At 64.4% G+C, this 15,827-nt stretch carries 15 protein-coding genes; 12 read left to right on the forward strand and 3 right to left on the reverse strand.

Features of this window, described 5'->3' with window-relative positions:
* Positions 1-3: 3 nt before the first annotated feature.
* The 12 genes from epd to KHO27_RS24460 all read left to right on the forward strand — a co-directional run bounded on the left by epd (position 4) and on the right by KHO27_RS24460 (position 10,862).
* Positions 4-1,065 carry an erythrose-4-phosphate dehydrogenase gene (gene epd, locus KHO27_RS24405; protein ID WP_139673969.1) on the forward strand — a complete coding sequence of 354 codons (1,062 nt, stop codon included), beginning with the start codon at positions 4-6 and terminating at the stop codon, positions 1,063-1,065.
* 12 nt (positions 1,066-1,077) lie between these two features.
* Positions 1,078-2,241 (forward strand): phosphoglycerate kinase, encoded by a 1,164-nt coding sequence (locus KHO27_RS24410; RefSeq protein WP_110702083.1) that lies wholly within the window; start codon positions 1,078-1,080, stop codon positions 2,239-2,241.
* Entirely contained in the window at positions 2,241-2,492 is a 252-nt protein-coding gene (locus tag KHO27_RS24415; protein WP_371918102.1) for a hypothetical protein, read from the forward strand. Before KHO27_RS24410 ends, KHO27_RS24415 begins: the two co-directional genes overlap by 1 nt.
* Before the next feature lie 79 nt (positions 2,493-2,571).
* Positions 2,572-2,901: an MliC family protein gene (locus KHO27_RS24420; RefSeq protein WP_214500905.1), complete on the forward strand. Its 330-nt coding sequence runs from the start codon at positions 2,572-2,574 to the stop codon at positions 2,899-2,901.
* A 100-nt stretch (positions 2,902-3,001) separates the two neighbouring features.
* Positions 3,002-4,066 carry a class II fructose-bisphosphate aldolase gene (gene fba, locus KHO27_RS24425; protein ID WP_023631710.1) on the forward strand — a complete coding sequence of 355 codons (1,065 nt, stop codon included), beginning with the start codon at positions 3,002-3,004 and terminating at the stop codon, positions 4,064-4,066.
* A gap of 237 nt (positions 4,067-4,303) precedes the next feature.
* On the forward strand, positions 4,304-6,421 hold the full coding sequence (locus KHO27_RS24430; protein WP_110702081.1) for a putative bifunctional diguanylate cyclase/phosphodiesterase: 2,118 nt from the start codon (positions 4,304-4,306) through the stop codon (positions 6,419-6,421).
* A 38-nt stretch (positions 6,422-6,459) separates the two neighbouring features.
* On the forward strand, positions 6,460-6,960 hold the full coding sequence (locus tag KHO27_RS24435) for a M48 metallopeptidase family protein (RefSeq protein WP_023631708.1): 501 nt from the start codon (positions 6,460-6,462) through the stop codon (positions 6,958-6,960).
* 14 nt (positions 6,961-6,974) lie between these two features.
* Positions 6,975-7,277 (forward strand): winged helix-turn-helix domain-containing protein, encoded by a 303-nt coding sequence (locus tag KHO27_RS24440; RefSeq protein WP_110702079.1) that lies wholly within the window; start codon positions 6,975-6,977, stop codon positions 7,275-7,277.
* Positions 7,278-7,324: 47 nt separating this feature from the next.
* Positions 7,325-7,954 (forward strand): helix-turn-helix transcriptional regulator, encoded by a 630-nt coding sequence (locus KHO27_RS24445; RefSeq protein WP_110702077.1) that lies wholly within the window; start codon positions 7,325-7,327, stop codon positions 7,952-7,954.
* Positions 7,955-8,052: 98 nt separating this feature from the next.
* Positions 8,053-9,030 (forward strand): threonine/serine dehydratase, encoded by a 978-nt coding sequence (locus tag KHO27_RS24450; RefSeq protein ID WP_214500906.1) that lies wholly within the window; start codon positions 8,053-8,055, stop codon positions 9,028-9,030.
* A complete protein-coding gene (locus tag KHO27_RS24455; RefSeq protein ID WP_214500907.1) occupies positions 9,027-9,974 on the forward strand; it encodes an ornithine cyclodeaminase family protein in 948 nt (315 codons plus the stop codon). Before KHO27_RS24450 ends, KHO27_RS24455 begins: the two co-directional genes overlap by 4 nt.
* Before the next feature lie 150 nt (positions 9,975-10,124).
* On the forward strand, positions 10,125-10,862 hold the full coding sequence (locus KHO27_RS24460) for a substrate-binding periplasmic protein (protein WP_110702071.1): 738 nt from the start codon (positions 10,125-10,127) through the stop codon (positions 10,860-10,862).
* Positions 10,863-10,889: 27 nt separating this feature from the next.
* Here the strand turns inward: KHO27_RS24460 and yccS are convergent, their stop codons facing one another.
* The 3 genes from yccS to dbpA form a co-directional block, all read right to left on the reverse strand.
* On the reverse strand, positions 10,890-13,073 hold the full coding sequence (yccS, locus tag KHO27_RS24465; protein WP_110702069.1) for a YccS family putative transporter: 2,184 nt from the start codon (positions 13,071-13,073) through the stop codon (positions 10,890-10,892).
* A 165-nt stretch (positions 13,074-13,238) separates the two neighbouring features.
* Positions 13,239-14,420: a BaiN/RdsA family NAD(P)/FAD-dependent oxidoreductase gene (locus tag KHO27_RS24470; protein ID WP_214500908.1), complete on the reverse strand. Its 1,182-nt coding sequence runs from the start codon at positions 14,418-14,420 to the stop codon at positions 13,239-13,241.
* A 49-nt stretch (positions 14,421-14,469) separates the two neighbouring features.
* Complete coding sequence (dbpA, locus tag KHO27_RS24475; RefSeq protein ID WP_250888476.1) at positions 14,470-15,807, reverse strand: ATP-dependent RNA helicase DbpA; 1,338 nt, start codon at positions 15,805-15,807, stop codon at positions 14,470-14,472.
* Positions 15,808-15,827: the final 20 nt, after the last annotated feature.

Genomic DNA, 15,827 nt, shown 5'->3' on the forward strand with positions numbered 1-15,827 from the left:
CGAATGCCCCACCCGCGTCCCTACAAAGTTGCACTCAACGGTTACGGCCGCATCGGCCGCTGTGTCCTGCGCGCACTGTTCGAGCGAGGGGCAAAGGCTGGTTTCGAGATCGTCGCGCTGAACGACCTGGCCGACCAGGCCAGCCTGGAATACCTGACGCGCTTCGACTCCACCCACGGGCGTTTCCCCGGTGAGGTGAAAGTCGACGGCGACTGTCTGCATATCAACGGCGACTGCGTGAAAGTGCTGCGCAGTGCCACCCCCGAAGGCATCGACTGGGCCGCCCTCGATGTCGACCTGGTGCTGGAGTGCTCTGGCGCCTACAACACCCGCGCCGACGGCCAGCGCTTTCTCGATGCCGGTGCGCCGCGGGTACTGTTTTCGCAGCCGATGGCCAGTGAAGTCGACGTCGATGCCACGGTGGTCTACGGCATCAACCAGGATTGTCTGACGGGCAACGAACTGCTGGTATCGAACGCGTCCTGCACCACCAACTGCGGCGTGCCCCTGTTGCGGGTGCTGGACCAGGCCTTTGGCATCGAGTACGTACAGATCACCACCATTCACTCGGCAATGAACGACCAGCCGGTGATCGACGCCTATCACCACGAAGACCTGCGCCGCACGCGCTCGGCGTTCCAGTCGGTGATCCCGGTGTCCACTGGCCTGGCGCGCGGTATCGAGCGCCTGCTACCGGAACTTGCCGGGCGAATCCAGGCCAAAGCGGTACGTGTGCCGACCGTCAACGTGTCGTGCCTGGACATCACCCTGCAGACCGCCCGCGACACCAGCGCGGCCGAGGTCAACCGGGTGTTGCGCGAGGCCGCCCTGGATGGCCCGCTCAAAGGCTTGCTGGCCTACACCGAGCTGCCCCACGCCAGCTGTGATTTCAACCATGACCCGCATTCGGCCATCGTCGATGCCAGCCAGACCCGTGTCTCAGGCCCTCGCCTGGTGAACCTGCTGGCCTGGTTCGACAACGAATGGGGGTTCGCCAACCGTATGCTCGACGTTGCCGAACACTATCTGCACGTCGTCCACCCAACCCGCAGCAAACAGCCCTGAAGGACTGCATTCATGACCGTGTTGAAGATGACCGACCTCGACCTGCAAGGTAAGCGCGTGCTGATCCGCGAAGACCTCAACGTTCCCGTGAAGGACGGCGTGGTCGCCAGCGATGCGCGTATCCTGGCAGCGCTGCCGACCATCAAGCTGGCCCTGGAGAAGGGCGCGGCGGTAATGGTCTGCTCGCACCTGGGGCGCCCGACCGAAGGCGAGTTCTCCGCCGAGAACAGCCTCAAGCCGGTTGCCGACTACCTGGGCAAGGCCCTGGGCCGCGACGTACCGCTGGTCGCCGATTACCTCGACGGCGTTCAGGTGCAGGCCGGTGACCTGGTGCTGTTCGAGAACGTGCGCTTCAACAAAGGCGAGAAGAAGAACGCCGACGAGCTGGCGCAGAAGTACGCCGCCCTGTGCGACGTATTCGTCATGGACGCCTTCGGCACCGCCCACCGCGCCGAAGGTTCCACCCATGGCGTCGCCAAGTTCGCCAAGGTCGCCGCCGCCGGCCCGCTGCTGGCCGCCGAGCTGGACGCCCTGGGCAAGGCCCTGAAAGCCCCGGCCAAGCCGATGGCCGCCATCGTTGCCGGCTCCAAGGTCTCCACCAAGCTGGACGTGCTGAACAGCCTGAGCACCGTGTGTGACCAACTGATCGTCGGTGGCGGCATTGCCAACACCTTCCTGGCCGCCGCCGGTCACCCGGTCGGCAAGTCGCTGTACGAGCCTGACCTGGTCGAGACCGCCAAGGCCATCGCCGCCAAGGTCAGCGTACCGCTGCCGGTGGACGTGGTAGTTGCCAAGGCATTCGCCGAAGACGCCGAAGCCACTGTCAAGTCGATCGCCGACGTCGCCGCCGACGACATGATCCTGGACATCGGTCCGAAGACCGCCGAGCAGTTCGCCGCGTTGCTGAAGACCTCGAAGACTATCCTGTGGAACGGTCCGGTCGGTGTGTTCGAGTTCGACCAGTTCGGCAACGGCACCAAGGTCCTGGCCCAGGCCATCGCCGACAGCGCCGCGTTCTCCATCGCTGGTGGCGGCGACACCCTGGCGGCCATCGACAAGTATGGTGTGGGTGCCGATATCTCCTACATTTCTACCGGTGGCGGTGCGTTCCTCGAGTTCGTCGAGGGCAAGGTCCTGCCTGCCGTGGCAATCCTGGAAGAACGGGCCAAGGCCTGATTTTGAAGGCGCCTGGCAAAGGGAGCGACCTGATGGTCAAGCAATTGCCTGTGATGATCGTGGCCGTGTTGCTGGGCGCCTGCTCCAGCAACTCGGGCAGCGAGGCCGACCCGGCGCAGCCGCCCAAGGGCGGTTGCTACCAGTCCCAGTGGCAGGCCGAGACGGCACCGGTGATCAACAAGCGCCTGGGCCCGGACGGCCTGGAAAAATACGACGACGAACACCAGCGCAAGGCGCCGGGCTGCCCTTGATCGGATGGCAGGCAACCTGGGGCGGTTTTCGTGGTCTTGGACATTGGGGCCGCATTGCGGCCCCTGGCGGAGTAATTGAATGAAAGCGCTTCTGGCCATGTTGGCCCTGGCGACCCTGGCAGGCTGTTCGTTGCTGCAACCCGCTCAACCCACCCCGGCGGACAACTGGACCCGATGGGTCTGCGACAGCCAGGCCGAGGTGCTGTGGCGCTTCGCCGATGCACAACAGGACGCGGTCGATGTGCGCCTGGGTGGCGGCGACCAGGTCTACCGGCTCAAGGCCGAGCCGGGCGCCTCCGGCGCGCTGTACAGCGATGGCATGCTGGCCTTCCACACCAAAGGTGAAGAAGGCCTGGTGTACTGGGTGGCGACCAACGATCTGATTGGGCGGGGCTGCAAGGCACCGTGACTGGCCGGGCCGCGCAGGTGGCCCACACTACTTGAACAGCAACCGCCCCTGCGGCAGGCTTGCACGAAACAAACGACGCTTGTCGGGAGAGAGATACACAATGGCACTCATTAGCATGCGCCAGATGCTGGACCACGCCGCCGAGTTCGGCTACGGCGTTCCGGCTTTCAACGTCAACAACCTCGAGCAGATGCGCGCGATCATGGAAGCCGCCGACAAGACCGACTCCCCGGTCATCGTCCAGGCCTCCGCTGGCGCTCGCAAGTACGCCGGTGCGCCGTTCCTGCGCCACCTGATCCTGGCTGCCATCGAAGAGTTCCCGCACATTCCGGTGTGCATGCACCAGGACCACGGCACCAGCCCCGACGTGTGCCAGCGCTCCATCCAGCTGGGCTTCAGCTCGGTGATGATGGACGGCTCGCTGGGTGAAGACGGCAAGACCCCGACCGACTACGAGTACAACGTCCGTGTCACCCAGCAGACCGTCGCCATGGCGCACGCCTGTGGTGTTTCGGTGGAAGGCGAGCTGGGCTGCCTGGGTTCGCTGGAAACCGGCATGGCCGGTGAAGAGGACGGTATCGGCGCCGAAGGCGTGCTGGATCACAGCCAGATGCTGACCGACCCGGAAGAAGCGGCCGACTTCGTCAAGAAGACCCAGGTGGACGCCCTGGCTATCGCCATCGGTACCAGCCACGGCGCCTACAAGTTCACCAAGCCACCTACCGGCGACGTGCTGGCGATCGACCGTATCAAGGAAATCCACAAGCGCATCCCCAACACCCACTTGGTGATGCACGGCTCGTCCTCGGTGCCGCAAGAGTGGCTGGCGATCATCAACCAGTACGGTGGCGACATCAAGGAAACCTACGGCGTGCCGGTCGAAGAGATCGTCGAAGGCATCAAGTACGGTGTCCGCAAGGTCAACATCGACACCGACCTGCGCCTGGCCTCCACTGGCGCCATGCGCCGCCTGATGGCGCAGAACCCGAGCGAGTTCGACCCGCGCAAGTTCTTCGGTGAAACCGTCAAGGCCATGCGTGACGTGTGCATCGCCCGCTACGAAGCTTTCGGCACCGCCGGCAACGCCTCGAAGATCAAGCCGATCTCCCTGGAAGGCATGTTCCAGCGCTATGCCAAAGGTGAACTGGCGGCCAAGATCAACTGATCCGGCACGTTCAACGAAATAGCCCGCAGCGATGCGGGCTTTTTTGTGCCTGCTGCCTGGTGCGGAGCGCTCAGGCCTGGGCCGCGCGTCGGTTGTCCGGCACTGATACCGTTAGTCGGCTAACATCAACTCCAGTGGCTTATAGCCATCCACCTGCATTGCGTCTTCGGAGGCCGAGACTAGAGTAACAATCGGATCCAATAACAAGTCGCAGTTGGACTTACCAAGAGAAGCAACATGGATGGCGCTTATTCTCAAACACCGGAAAGCAGTTCGGTTCTGCTGGTCGTAGACGACTACCCGGAGAACCTCATCAGCATGCGGGCCTTGCTGTCCCGCCAGGATTGGCAGGTATTGACCGCCAGTTCAGGGATGGAAGCCCTGAGCACCTTGCTCGAGCACGAGGTCGACCTGGTTCTGCTCGACGTGCAGATGCCCGAGATGGACGGTTTCGAGGTTGCCCGCCTGATGCGCGGCAGCCAACGCACGCGTTTGACCCCGATCATTTTCCTGACCGCCAACGAGCAGTCCGACGCCGCCGTGCTCAAAGGGTATGCCAGCGGCGCTGTGGACTACCTGTTCAAACCGTTCGACCCGCAGATACTCAAGCCCAAGGTCCAGGCCCTGCTGGAGCAGCAGCGCAACAGGCGCATGCTGCAACGGCTGACCCGTGAACTGGAGTCGGCGCGGGCGTTCAACGCCTCGATCCTGGAAAATGCCGCCGAGGGCATCCTGGTGGTGGACGAAACGGGTTGCATCGGCTTCGCCAACCCGGCCATCTCACGCCTGCTCGATGCGCCGGTGGACAAACTGCAAGGCGCGCACATGCTGGACCTGATCCAGCTCCCCTGTGCCAACCTGTGGCACGAGTCGGACTTCTACCAGGCCTATCTGCGGCGGCAGATCTTCCGTGTGCACGATGCCCAGCTGCGCACCCTCGGTGGCCAGCTGGTGCCGGTGGCATTGTCCTGCGCGCCGCTGCCCGCCGAACAGAAGGCCATGGTGGTGACGGTGCTGGACATGTCGGTGGTGCGCAGCCTGCACCAGCAATTGGAGTACCAGGCGGTGACCGACCCGCTGACCGGGCTGCTTAACCGTCGTGGCTTCTACCAGACCGCCGAAAGCGCGTTGCTGCGCAACGAGCGTTCGGACAAGGCCAAGGCCCTGATGTACATGGACCTGGACGGCTTCAAGCGGATCAACGACCTGCTCGGCCATGAGGCCGGCGACAAGGTCCTGCGCTGGGTGGCCGACCAGCTCAAGGAGTGCCTGGGCAGCGAGGCGCTGCTGGCGCGTATGGGCGGCGACGAGTTCACCGCGCTGTTCGACGGCCTGCCGTACCCCGAACAGGCCGGCCGCTATGCCGAAAAGCTGTTGGAGCGCATGTCGAGCTTCCAGCAGGTGGATGGGCTCGAGGTCAACCTGGGGGTGAGCATCGGCATCGCCACCTACCCCGACTGCGGCGCCAACGTGGAGGGCCTGTTGCGCGCGGCCGATGCGGCGATGTACGCGGCCAAGCAGGCTGGTCGCCAGCAGTACCGCTTCTACGACCAGGAACTCAATGGCCGCGCTCGCTCACGGCTGATGCTTGAGGACAGCGTGCGCACGGCCATCGAGCAAAATGATTTCAGCCTGGTCTACCAACCCCAGGTGGCATTCGCCGATGGCCGGCTGCGCGGCTTCGAGGCGTTGTTGCGCTGGCAGCACCCGAGCGTCGGCGACGTGCCGCCCGGGCTGTTCATCCCGTTGCTGGAAGAAGCTCGCCTGATCAACCGCCTGGCCAGCTGGATCTATCGCAAGGGCGCCGCGCAACGCAATGCCTGGAGCGATCGCTTTGGTTCGCAGTTGGTGCTGGGCATCAGCCTGAGCCGCGCTCAGTTCACCATGCCCGGGTTGGTCGATGAACTGGCCCAGGTGATCGACAAGCATCAACTGCAACCCGCCCAATTGGAGGTGGAGGTTGCCGAAACCTCGCTGATGTACAACATCGACGCGGCGGTGAAGCAGGTGCACCGCCTGCGGGAGCTGGGCATTCGCGTGGCGCTCGACGATTTCGGCGCTGGCGACTGCTCGCTGCGCATGCTGCGCGACCTGCCTGTCGACACGCTCAAGCTCGACCGCCACCTGGTCGCGCGGTTGCCGGACTCGGCGGTGGATATCGCCTTGGTGCGCAGCGTCATCGACCTGTGCGCGGCCTATGACATCACGGTAATCGCCGAGGGCGTCGAGACCCGGGCCCAGGCCGAATGGCTCAAGGGCGCCGGTTGCGCCTACGTGCAGGGGTTCCTGGTGGCCCGGCCGCTCACCGCCGACGCCGCTGGCGATTTCCCAGCGTTTTTCCCATGGGCGTCGTGATTGGCTAAACTCGCGTCTTCTCGTTCCGAACGTCTGCCATGACCGCCCTACGTTACCTGCAAGCCTACCCGCCGCACCTGCAGGAACAGGTGCGCCAGATGATCGCCAGCGATCGTCTGGGCGACTACCTGCGCCAGCGCTACCCCGAACGCCATGACGTGCAGAGCGACAAGGCCCTGTACGGCTATGCCCAGGAGATCAAGCAGCAGTACCTGCGCAGCGCGCCGCCGCTGGACAAGGTCCTGTTCGACAACCGCCTGGACCTCACCCACCGTGCATTGGGCCTGAACACGGCGGTATCGCGGGTGCAGGGCGGCAAGCTCAAGGCGAAGAAGGAGATCCGCGTCGCCTCGTTGTTCCGCGAGGCAGCGCCGCAGTTCCTGCGCATGATCGTGGTGCATGAGCTGGCGCACCTGAGGGAGCGCGATCACAACAAGGCGTTCTACCAGCTCTGTCAGCACATGGAGCCGGATTACCATCAACTTGAATTCGACCTGCGCGTCTACCTGACCTATCGGGAACTGCCGGGCAACACCTGAGGGACAAGCACCCCATGACCACGGAAGTGAGCAAGACCCGCAGCAGCTTCTACCGTCGCCTTTACGTGGCCTGGCTGATCGACAGCCAGACCGCCACCAATGTGCCGGCGTTGATGGAAGCCACCGGCATGCCCCGGCGTACCGCCCAGGACACCATCGCCGCCCTGGCCGACCTGGACATCGTCTGTGAGTTCGAGCAGCAGCTCGGTGCGCGCAACCATGCCGGGCACTACCGTATCCGTGACTGGGGAGCGATCGACAAGCAGTGGATCATCCAGCACCTGCGCCAGATTCGCGATGTGCTGGGGTATCCCTGAGCTTCACCCCTCTCACTACGCCACACCTTTCTTTCAGGATGTTCCGTATGTCTTCCAAGGCCATCGACGCTCGTTTCAGCAATTACGCCGCCATGGCCGATGGTGTCGCGACCCTGTTGTTCCCCCATGCCGAAGTGGTGGTCCACGATCTACGCAACCAGACAGTCGTGCATATCGCCAACAATATTTCCAGGCGGCAGTTGGGCGACGACTCGGCGCTGGAGGACCTGCCGGGCGAGCTCGGCGCCACGACGCCGCTGGGGCCCTACGAGAAACTCAACTGGAACGGTCAGAAAGTGCGTTCGATCAGCAGTGTCATGGTCGATGAGGCCGGGGCACCCGAGGCGCTGCTGTGCATCAACTTCAACATCTCGGTGCTGGAGCAGGCCAAGCAGGCACTTGACCTGTTCTTCCAGGCCAGCCGCTTGCTGCCTCAGCCAGATGTGCTGTTCCGTGATGACTGGCAGGAGCGCATCAACACCTTCCTGCATGCCTGGCTCAGGCAGCATGGCTTGAGCCTCGACGGGCTCAGTCGGGAGCAGAAACGCGAGTTGGTCGAGGCCCTGCACGGAGAAGGCGCCTTCCGCGGCGGCAGTACGTACGACTACGTGGCCAATATCCTCGGCATGGGCAGGGCGACGGTCTACAAGTATGTGAAACTCGCGCGGGAAGCATAGTTTCCAGGCTTGCACTTGGTGGAAAAATATTCTACGGTGGATTTTTATTCCACTGTGCGTCGGCGCCTGCCTGTCGTTTTCCGAAGAGATTCCGCCCCATGCCTATCGACGATCTGGCGCTCGAGCAGCTGTACCAATCCATTCTCCAGGCTCATCAGGCCCTGCGCCCGCTGGTACCGGTGACCCCACTGGCGCGCAGCCTGGCGCTCTCGGCCATGACTGGCTGCGACGTCCATCTCAAGTGCGAACACCTCCAGCTGACCGGATCGTTCAAGTTCCGCGGTGCCAGCAACAAGCTGCGCCTGCTGGATAAGGCGCAACGGAGCAGGGGGGTTATCGCTGCTTCCTCGGGCAATCATGGGCAAGGGCTTGCCCTGGCCGGTCAGCTGCTGAACGTGCCGGTGACAGTGTATATCAGCGCTGAGGCCTCGCCTGCCAAGATCGAGGCGATGCGTCTGCTGAGGGCGCAGGTACAGATTCTGGAGGTCGATTCGCTGGGGGCGGAGCAACTGGCCCGCGAGGAGGCGTTGCGCCAGCACAAGCCGTTCGTCTCGCCCTACAACGACCTGGAGGTCATCGCCGGGCAGGGGACCATCGGCATGGAACTGTTCGAGCAGGCGCCGGACCTGGATGCGGTGTTCGTCGCCGTGGGCGGCGGCGGGATGGTGTCCGGGATCGCCACCGCACTGTACAAGCTGGCGCCATGGGTGGAAATCATCGGCTGCTGGCCGGCCAATGCGCCGACCTTGCAACGCTCCATCGAACAAGGCCAGGTCATCGAGATGGTCGAGTTACCCACCCTGTCCGACGGCACTGCCGGCGGCGTGGAAGCGGACACGGTCACCTTGCCCCTCTGCCAGCGCCTGCTGACGCGAACCGTGCTGGTCAGCGAGGACGAGATCAGGCAAGCCATGCGCGACGCTGCCGCCTGCGAGCACTGGATCATCGAAGGCGCCGCCGCCGTCGCGCTGGCCGGCATGAAGCAGCTGGCCGGGCAATACCGGGGCAAGAAAGTGGCGGTGGTATTGTGTGGACGCAACATCCAGCTGGAGAAATACCTGGAGGCCCTCGCATGAAGATCCACGACCTGCAGGCGATCAAGGCCTGCCTCGACCTCGACGCGATCGAGCGGCGGCTGGTGGACGGTTTCAGGGCCTACAGTGCGGGTCAGGTGCAGGCTCCGCCGGTGCAGAACTTCCAGTTCCGCCAGGCCAATGGCGATTGCTGCATCAAGTCGGCTTATCTCGAAGGCGGCGAAACCTTCGTGGTTAAGGTCTCCAGTGGTTTCTACGACAATCCGGGCAAGGGCCTGCCCAGCAATGACGGCTTGATGTTGGTGTTGTCGGCCCGTACCGGTGAACCGCTGGCCTGGCTGGCCGACCAGGGATGGCTGACTGCCGTGCGCACCGCCCTGGCCGGGCGCATTGTCGCCCGCCTGCTGGCGCCTCGCGAGGTGGAGGCCATCGGCGTGCTTGGCACCGGACTGCAGGCCCGTCTGCAACTTGAATGCCTGATGGCGTTGACGGGCTGTCGCCAGGTGGTGGTCTGGGGGCGCAGTGAGCAAGGCTTGTCGGACTACCGTGAGCATGCCCGGGCGTTGGGCTTCAGAGTGCAGACGGTCCAGCAGCCGCAGGCTGTCGCGCAGGCGGCCAACCTGATCGTCACCACCACGCCGTCGCGTGAGCCGTTGCTCAGGCGCGAGTGGGTTCGTCCCGGAACCCATATCACGGCGGTCGGCGCGGACTGTGTCGGCAAGCAAGAGCTGGATGCGGCGCTGGTCGCCTCGATGTCGCGAATCATCGTCGACTCGCAGGCCCAGTGCGGAGCCTATGGCGAGGTTTCCCACGCGCTCAAGGCGGGGTCGCTCGAACCTTCCCGCTTGCTGGAGCTGGGCGCGGTGCTGGCTGGTCAGGAAGCGGGGCGTCAGGATCAGCACGAGGTCACCCTCGCCGACCTGACCGGTGTCGCGGTTCAGGATGCGCAGATTGCCCAGTGGGTCTTCGAACGCCTGCGCGGCTGAATGATGAAATTGTCCACAGACCGGCCAAAATAGAGGCAATTTGACAGTATTGTCGCGTGCCACAACGATCAGCCTTGTGTAGGCTGCCAGTGCAGTAGTAGTTAAGATCGCCGTTTCCGCGTGGGTTACCAATTGCGAAAGGACTTGAGCATGCGGCCACTGCTTTGCGTTCTTGGTTTACTCGGGCTGTTGTGTGCGGGGCCTGCCCTGGCCCATGGCAAGCTGCGGCTGGTGGCCGACAGCTGGCCGCCTTTTACCGACACCAGCATGCCCGGTGGCGGCCTGGCCACCAGCATCGTCACCACGGCGCTGACCCGTGCCGGCTACGCCACCGAGTTCGAGGAGGTGCCCTGGGCCAGGGCGCTGATGGGGGTGGGCGAGGGGCGCTACGATGTGTTGATCAATGCCTGGTACAACCAGGAGCGCACCCTGATCGGCCAGTTCTCCGCGACCTACCTGGTCAACCGTATCCGCCTGCTCAAGCGTGAAGGCGAGGCTTTTGCCTATGCCCGCCAGGCTGACCTGTACCCTTACACCATCGCTGTGGTGCGCGACTACGCCTATTCCCCTGAATTCGATAGCGACGAACGCCTGAACAAAGTGCTGGTGCGCAACTTTTCATCGGCGGTGCGCATGCTGGCGGCCGGGCGGGTGAACCTGGCGGTGGAGGATGAGTATGTGGCGCGCTACAACCTGCAGCGCGAGCCGCAGCAGGTGCGCGAGGGTGTGACCTTCGTCGACCCGCCGCTGGGGGAGAACAGCCTGCATATCCTGGTAAGCCTCAAGCACCCGGAGCACAAGAAAATCGTGGCGCGTTTCGAAAAAGCCATCGCCACCATGAAGGCCGACGGCAGTTACGCCCGCCTGATGCGCCAGCATGGTTTCTGAGCCCGCTCCTGGTGTGGGAGCGGGCGTTCAGGCGGGTTGACCTTCCTTGATCAGATGCCCGGCCAAGGTCCGCAACGGCCCCAACTGCCGGCAGATCAGCGCCAATTGCGTCTGCACCAGGCGCTGATGCTCGTCCAGCTCCTCGGGCATCTGTTCCAGCGCGTTGGCCAGCGCCTCCTCGGCGTCGCTGTGGATCGCCACCGGCAAGCGTGCCGCCAGGCCATTGGCGATCTCGTCCAGGCTGCTGGCCAGGCTCCGCCCGGCGCCATCGATCAACTGCTCGTGGACTTCGGCCGGCAGCGCTGTATCGCGGTGAGCGCCCAGCCCCGAGAGGTAGCTCAGCAAGGTATGTGACAACACCAGGAAGCGGAAGCCGACGTCGGCCTCCTTACGGAAATGCCCCGGCTCCATGAGCATGTTGGCCAGGGTGGTCGACAGTGCCGCGTCGGCATTGTGCGCATTGCGCCGGGCCAGGCGGTAGGCCAGGTCGTCACGCTTGCCATGGGCGTATTGCTGCATGATCTGGCGCAGGTATTCGCTGGCGCAGGCGAGGGTGTTGGCCAGCACCTTGTTCAACCGCCGTCCCTGCCAGTCGGGCAGGAACAGGAACACCGCGAGGATGGCAATCAGGCTGCCGACCAGGGTATCGAACAGGCGTGGCAGGAACAGCCCGTAGCCATCGCCGATCTGGTTGAAGCAGAACAGCACCATCAGGGTGATCGCCGCCGTGGCCAGGGTGTAGCGGGTGGTGCGGTTGACGAAGAACACCACCCCTGCGACCACCGCGAACAGCGATTGGACGATCGGGTTGGGGAACAGGTCGAACAGCGCCCAGCCCACGGTCAGGCCGATGGCGGTGCCGATGATCCGTTGCACCAGTTTGCGCCGGGTCGCGCCATAGTTGGGCTGGCAGACGAACAACGTGGTGAGGATGATCCAATAGCCCTGGGTCGGGTGGATCAGGTGAACCATGCCGTAGCCCACTGACAATGCCAGCGACAGGCGCAGGGCGTGGCGGAACAGCAACGAGGTGGGAGTCAGCTGGGTGCGCAGGCGTTTCCACACATCCTTGAAGTTACGTGGCGAGCGGTCGAGCAGGCTGCTGTCGCTGGCATCGGCCAGGCTGTCCGGGTTGCTGGCGGCGCTGAGCAGGCGGTCCAGCGTGGCCAGGTTGGCGGCTAGCGCCCGCAACGAGCGAAGCAGGCTGCGCCAGGCCGGGTTGTTCTGGATGCGCAGGTGCTCCAGCGAGGCGTTGAGGTCTTCAAGCGCCTCGGGGTAGCCGCTGGCAAGCACGAACGGCTGGCGCAGGCGGATCGAGCGCGCCAGCTCCTGGCAGGACGAGCCCTGCTTGCGCAGCAGGCGCTGGCAGCGGAACATCACGTCGCTGTGGAAGAACGCCTCGGTCAGGCCGTTGTACGGATAGTGCGAGGCGCTGACCCGCTCATGGATGTCCTGGGCCAGGAAATACAGCTTGAGGTAGCGGCTGACCTTGGAGTTGGGCTGGCTGTTGCCGACCCGGTGCAGGATGATCTCCTTGGCGGCGTTGAGCGCGGCCACAACCTTGCCATTCTGCTTGGCGAGTTCCAGGCGCGTGGCCTCGACATCGAGGGTGCGGACGGGCTCGAACAGGCTGGCCTTGAGCTTGAGGTAGCTGCCCAGCTCGTAGAACAGCCTGGCCAGGCTCTGTTGCACCGGCTGGTTGGAAAACAGCGCCTGCCACAACACCGACAGCAGTCCGTACCAGGCCGCACCCGTCACCAGCAGCAACGGCTCGTGCCAGAAATCGCTGACCTCTCCGCCGCGCTGGTCGACACCGATCATGGTGTAGACCGACAGGATCAGCGTGGCCGAGGCGATTGCCCCATAGCGTTCGCCCAGGGCCCCGAGCATGGTCAGGGAGAACGCCGCCAGGGCCAGGGCGATTGCAAAGATCCAGGGGTAGGGGAACAACAGCTCGACCGACAGCGCGGCGATGGCGAAACAGCCCAGTGTCACCAGCAGGGCGCTGAGCCGGCCCTGCCAGCCATCGTCGGTCTCGGCCAGGGCGCTGGCGATGATGCCGAGGAACAGCGGGATGAGCAGGCTCATCTCGTTCTGGTACCAGCACCAGGCCATGCTGCCGGTCAGGGCGATGGTCACGCGGATGGCGTAGCTGAACTTGTCTTGGCCCCACAGGCGACGCAATGAATGGCGGAACGAGCTCGATGACATGATGGCCTGCTGGGCAGTATTCGAAAAAGAATCTCTGGGGCCTCATCGCAGGGCAAGCCCGCTCCCACCGTTCTGACGTGAGAGCGGGCTTGCCCCGCGATGGTTTCGCACCCTTCACAGCACAAACCAGCAAGAAGCGTTCCGTGCTGCTGAATGGATTCTACTCTACACGAACTGCGCCGCCGCGTTGGCCGAGGCCCAGGCCCACTGGAAGTTGAAACCGCCCAGGTGCCCGCTGACATCCAGCACTTCGCCGATGAAGTACAGCCCCGGGCTTTTCAGCGATTCCATGGTTTTCGAAGACACTTCGCGGGTATCCACGCCGCCCAAGGTCACTTCCGCGGTGCGATAGCCTTCGGTCCCCGCCGGCACTACTTGCCAGGCCGCCAATTTTTCGGCGACCTGCGCCAGCTGCGCAGGGGTGTATTGCTTCAGTGGCTTGGACTCGAACCACTGCTCGGCCAGCAAGTTGGCCAGCTTGCGAGTGAACACCTCGCCCAGCACGGTCTTCAGCTCGCTATTGGGACGCTCGGCTTGTTGGCCTTGCAGCCATTCCAAGGCGTCGCGATCAGGTAGCAGGTTGATTTCGACGGTGTCGCCGGCTTCCCAGAACGATGAGATCTGCAGGATCGCCGGCCCGCTCAGGCCACGGTGGGTAAACAGCAGGTTCTCGCGAAAGCTGGTGCCATTGCAGCTGGCGATGCAGTCCAGCGAGGTGCCGGACAGCTCGGTACACAGTGCCTTGAGCTGGGGCTCGGTGATGGTGAACGGTACCAGGCCGGCTCGGGTCGGCAGCAGTTCGTGGCCGAACTGGCGGGCGACCTGATAGCCGAGACCGCTGGCGCCGAGCGTCGGGATCGACAGGCCACCGGTGGCGATTACCAGCGACTGGCAGGCGAATGGGCCGGCGCTGGTCTGCAGGCTGTAGCCGGCCTCGGTCCTTTCGATCTTGTCGATGCTGGTGTTCATGCGCAGCTCGGCGCCGGCCTGGTCGCACTCGGCCAGGAGCATGTCGAGGATGTCGCTGGACTTGTTGTCGCAGAACAGCTGGCCGAGTTTCTTCTCGTGGTACGGCACGCCGTGCTTGCACACCAGCTCGATGAAGTCCCACTGGGTGTAGCGGGCCAATGCCGACTTGCAGAAGTGCGGGTTGTGCGAGAGGAAGTTGGCCGGCTCGGTGTACATGTTGGTGAAGTTGCAGCGCCCGCCGCCGGACATGAGGATCTTCTTGCCCGGTTTGTTGGCGTGGTCGAGCACCAGCACCCGGCGCCCGCGCTGGGCGCTGAGCAGGGCGCACATCAGGCCGGCGGCGCCGGCGCCGAGGATGATCACGTCGGTGGAGTACACAGTGTTACCTATTCAATAGCTGGGGCTGCACAGCAGCCCCAAAAAGACTTCAGACGATACGGACTTTCAGCGCGCGACCCTTGATCTTGCCGCTGTTCAACCGCTGCATGGCCTGCTTGGCCACCGCCCGCTCCACGGCGACGAAGGCGACGAAGTCGAAAATGGCAATTTTGCCCACCTGCTTGCCCGGCAGCCCGGCGTCGCCGGTCAGCGCGCCGAGGATATCGCCCGGGCGCAGCTTGTCCTTGCGCCCGGCGGCGATGCACAGGGTGGTCATCGGTGGCAGCAGCGGCTCGCCGCCTTTGCTTTTGAGGCTGTCCAGCTGTTCCCAGCGCAGCGGCTGCTTCTGCAAGTCTTCGATGGCCTGGGCGCGATGGCCTTCGGCCGGTGCCACCAGGCTGACCGCCACGCCTTTCTCGCCGGCGCGACCGGTACGGCCAACGCGGTGCACGTGGATCTCGGCATCACGCGCCAGTTCGACGTTGATGACCATGTCCAGGCCATCGATGTCCAGGCCGCGGGCGGCGACGTCGGTGGCCACCAGCACCGAGCTGCTGCGGTTGGCGAACATCGTCAGCACCTGGTCACGGTCGCGCTGCTCCAGGTCGCCGTGCAGGGCCTGGGCAACGATGCCCTTGGCGGTGAGGTGGGCGACCACGTCCTCGCACTGCTGCTTGGTGAAGCAGAACGCCACGCAGGACTGTGGACGGTAGTGGCCGAGTACACGGGTCACGGCGTCCAGGCGCTGCTGAGCGTCGATCTCGATGAAGCGCTGTTCGATCTGGTTGTCGCTGTGCAGCGCCTCGACCTTGACCTGCTGCGGCTGGCGCATGAAGGCCTTGGCCAATTGCTCGATGCCGGCCGGGTAGGTGGCCGAGAACAGCAGGGTCTGACGGCGTGACGGGGTCTTGCCGATGATGCTGGCGATGGCGTCGAAGAAGCCCATGTCGAGCATGCGGTCGGCTTCGTCGAGCACCAGGGTGTTGAGCCCGTCGAGGACCAGTGTGCCCTTGTCCAGGTGCTGCTGGATGCGCCCCGGCGTGCCGACGATGATGTGCGCGCCGTGCTCCAGCGAGGCGATCTGCGGGCCGAGCGAAACGCCGCCGCACAGGGTGAGGATCTTGATGTTGTCCTCGGCGCGGGCCAGGCGGCGCAGTTCCTTGGCCACCTGGTCGGCCAGCTCGCGGGTTGGGCACAGCACCAGGGCCTGGCAGCCGAAGTAGCGCGGGTTGATCGGGTTGAGCAGGCCGATGCCGAAGGCGGCGGTCTTGCCGCTGCCGGTCTTGGCCTGGGCGATCAGGTCCTGGCCCTTGAGGATCACCGGCAGGCTCTGGGCCTGGATCGGGGTCATCGAGGCATAGCCCAGGGCGTCCAGGTTGGCCAGCATGGCGGCGGACAGCGGGAGGG

This window comes from Pseudomonas sp. RC3H12 (genome assembly GCF_018596375.1).
GTDB lineage: Bacteria > Pseudomonadota > Gammaproteobacteria > Pseudomonadales > Pseudomonadaceae > Aquipseudomonas.

Bases quoted from the DNA above. Each gene is read 5' to 3' on its own strand.
- dbpA (WP_250888476.1), bottom strand. From the start codon at position 15,807: ATGCTGGCCAACCTGGACGCCCTGGGCTATGCCTCGATGACCCCGATC.
- KHO27_RS24460 (WP_110702071.1), top strand. From the start codon at position 10,125: ATGCGGCCACTGCTTTGCGTTCTTGGTTTACTCGGGCTGTTGTGTGCG.
- KHO27_RS24440 (WP_110702079.1), top strand. From the start codon at position 6,975: ATGACCACGGAAGTGAGCAAGACCCGCAGCAGCTTCTACCGTCGCCTT.
- KHO27_RS24410 (WP_110702083.1), top strand. From the start codon at position 1,078: ATGACCGTGTTGAAGATGACCGACCTCGACCTGCAAGGTAAGCGCGTG.
- fba (WP_023631710.1), top strand. From the start codon at position 3,002: ATGGCACTCATTAGCATGCGCCAGATGCTGGACCACGCCGCCGAGTTC.
- KHO27_RS24450 (WP_214500906.1), top strand. From the start codon at position 8,053: ATGCCTATCGACGATCTGGCGCTCGAGCAGCTGTACCAATCCATTCTC.
- KHO27_RS24435 (WP_023631708.1), top strand. From the start codon at position 6,460: ATGACCGCCCTACGTTACCTGCAAGCCTACCCGCCGCACCTGCAGGAA.
- yccS (WP_110702069.1), bottom strand. From the start codon at position 13,073: ATGTCATCGAGCTCGTTCCGCCATTCATTGCGTCGCCTGTGGGGCCAA.
- KHO27_RS24455 (WP_214500907.1), top strand. From the start codon at position 9,027: ATGAAGATCCACGACCTGCAGGCGATCAAGGCCTGCCTCGACCTCGAC.
- KHO27_RS24430 (WP_110702081.1), top strand. From the start codon at position 4,304: ATGGATGGCGCTTATTCTCAAACACCGGAAAGCAGTTCGGTTCTGCTG.
- KHO27_RS24445 (WP_110702077.1), top strand. From the start codon at position 7,325: ATGTCTTCCAAGGCCATCGACGCTCGTTTCAGCAATTACGCCGCCATG.
- KHO27_RS24420 (WP_214500905.1), top strand. From the start codon at position 2,572: ATGAAAGCGCTTCTGGCCATGTTGGCCCTGGCGACCCTGGCAGGCTGT.
- epd (WP_139673969.1), top strand. From the start codon at position 4: ATGCCCCACCCGCGTCCCTACAAAGTTGCACTCAACGGTTACGGCCGC.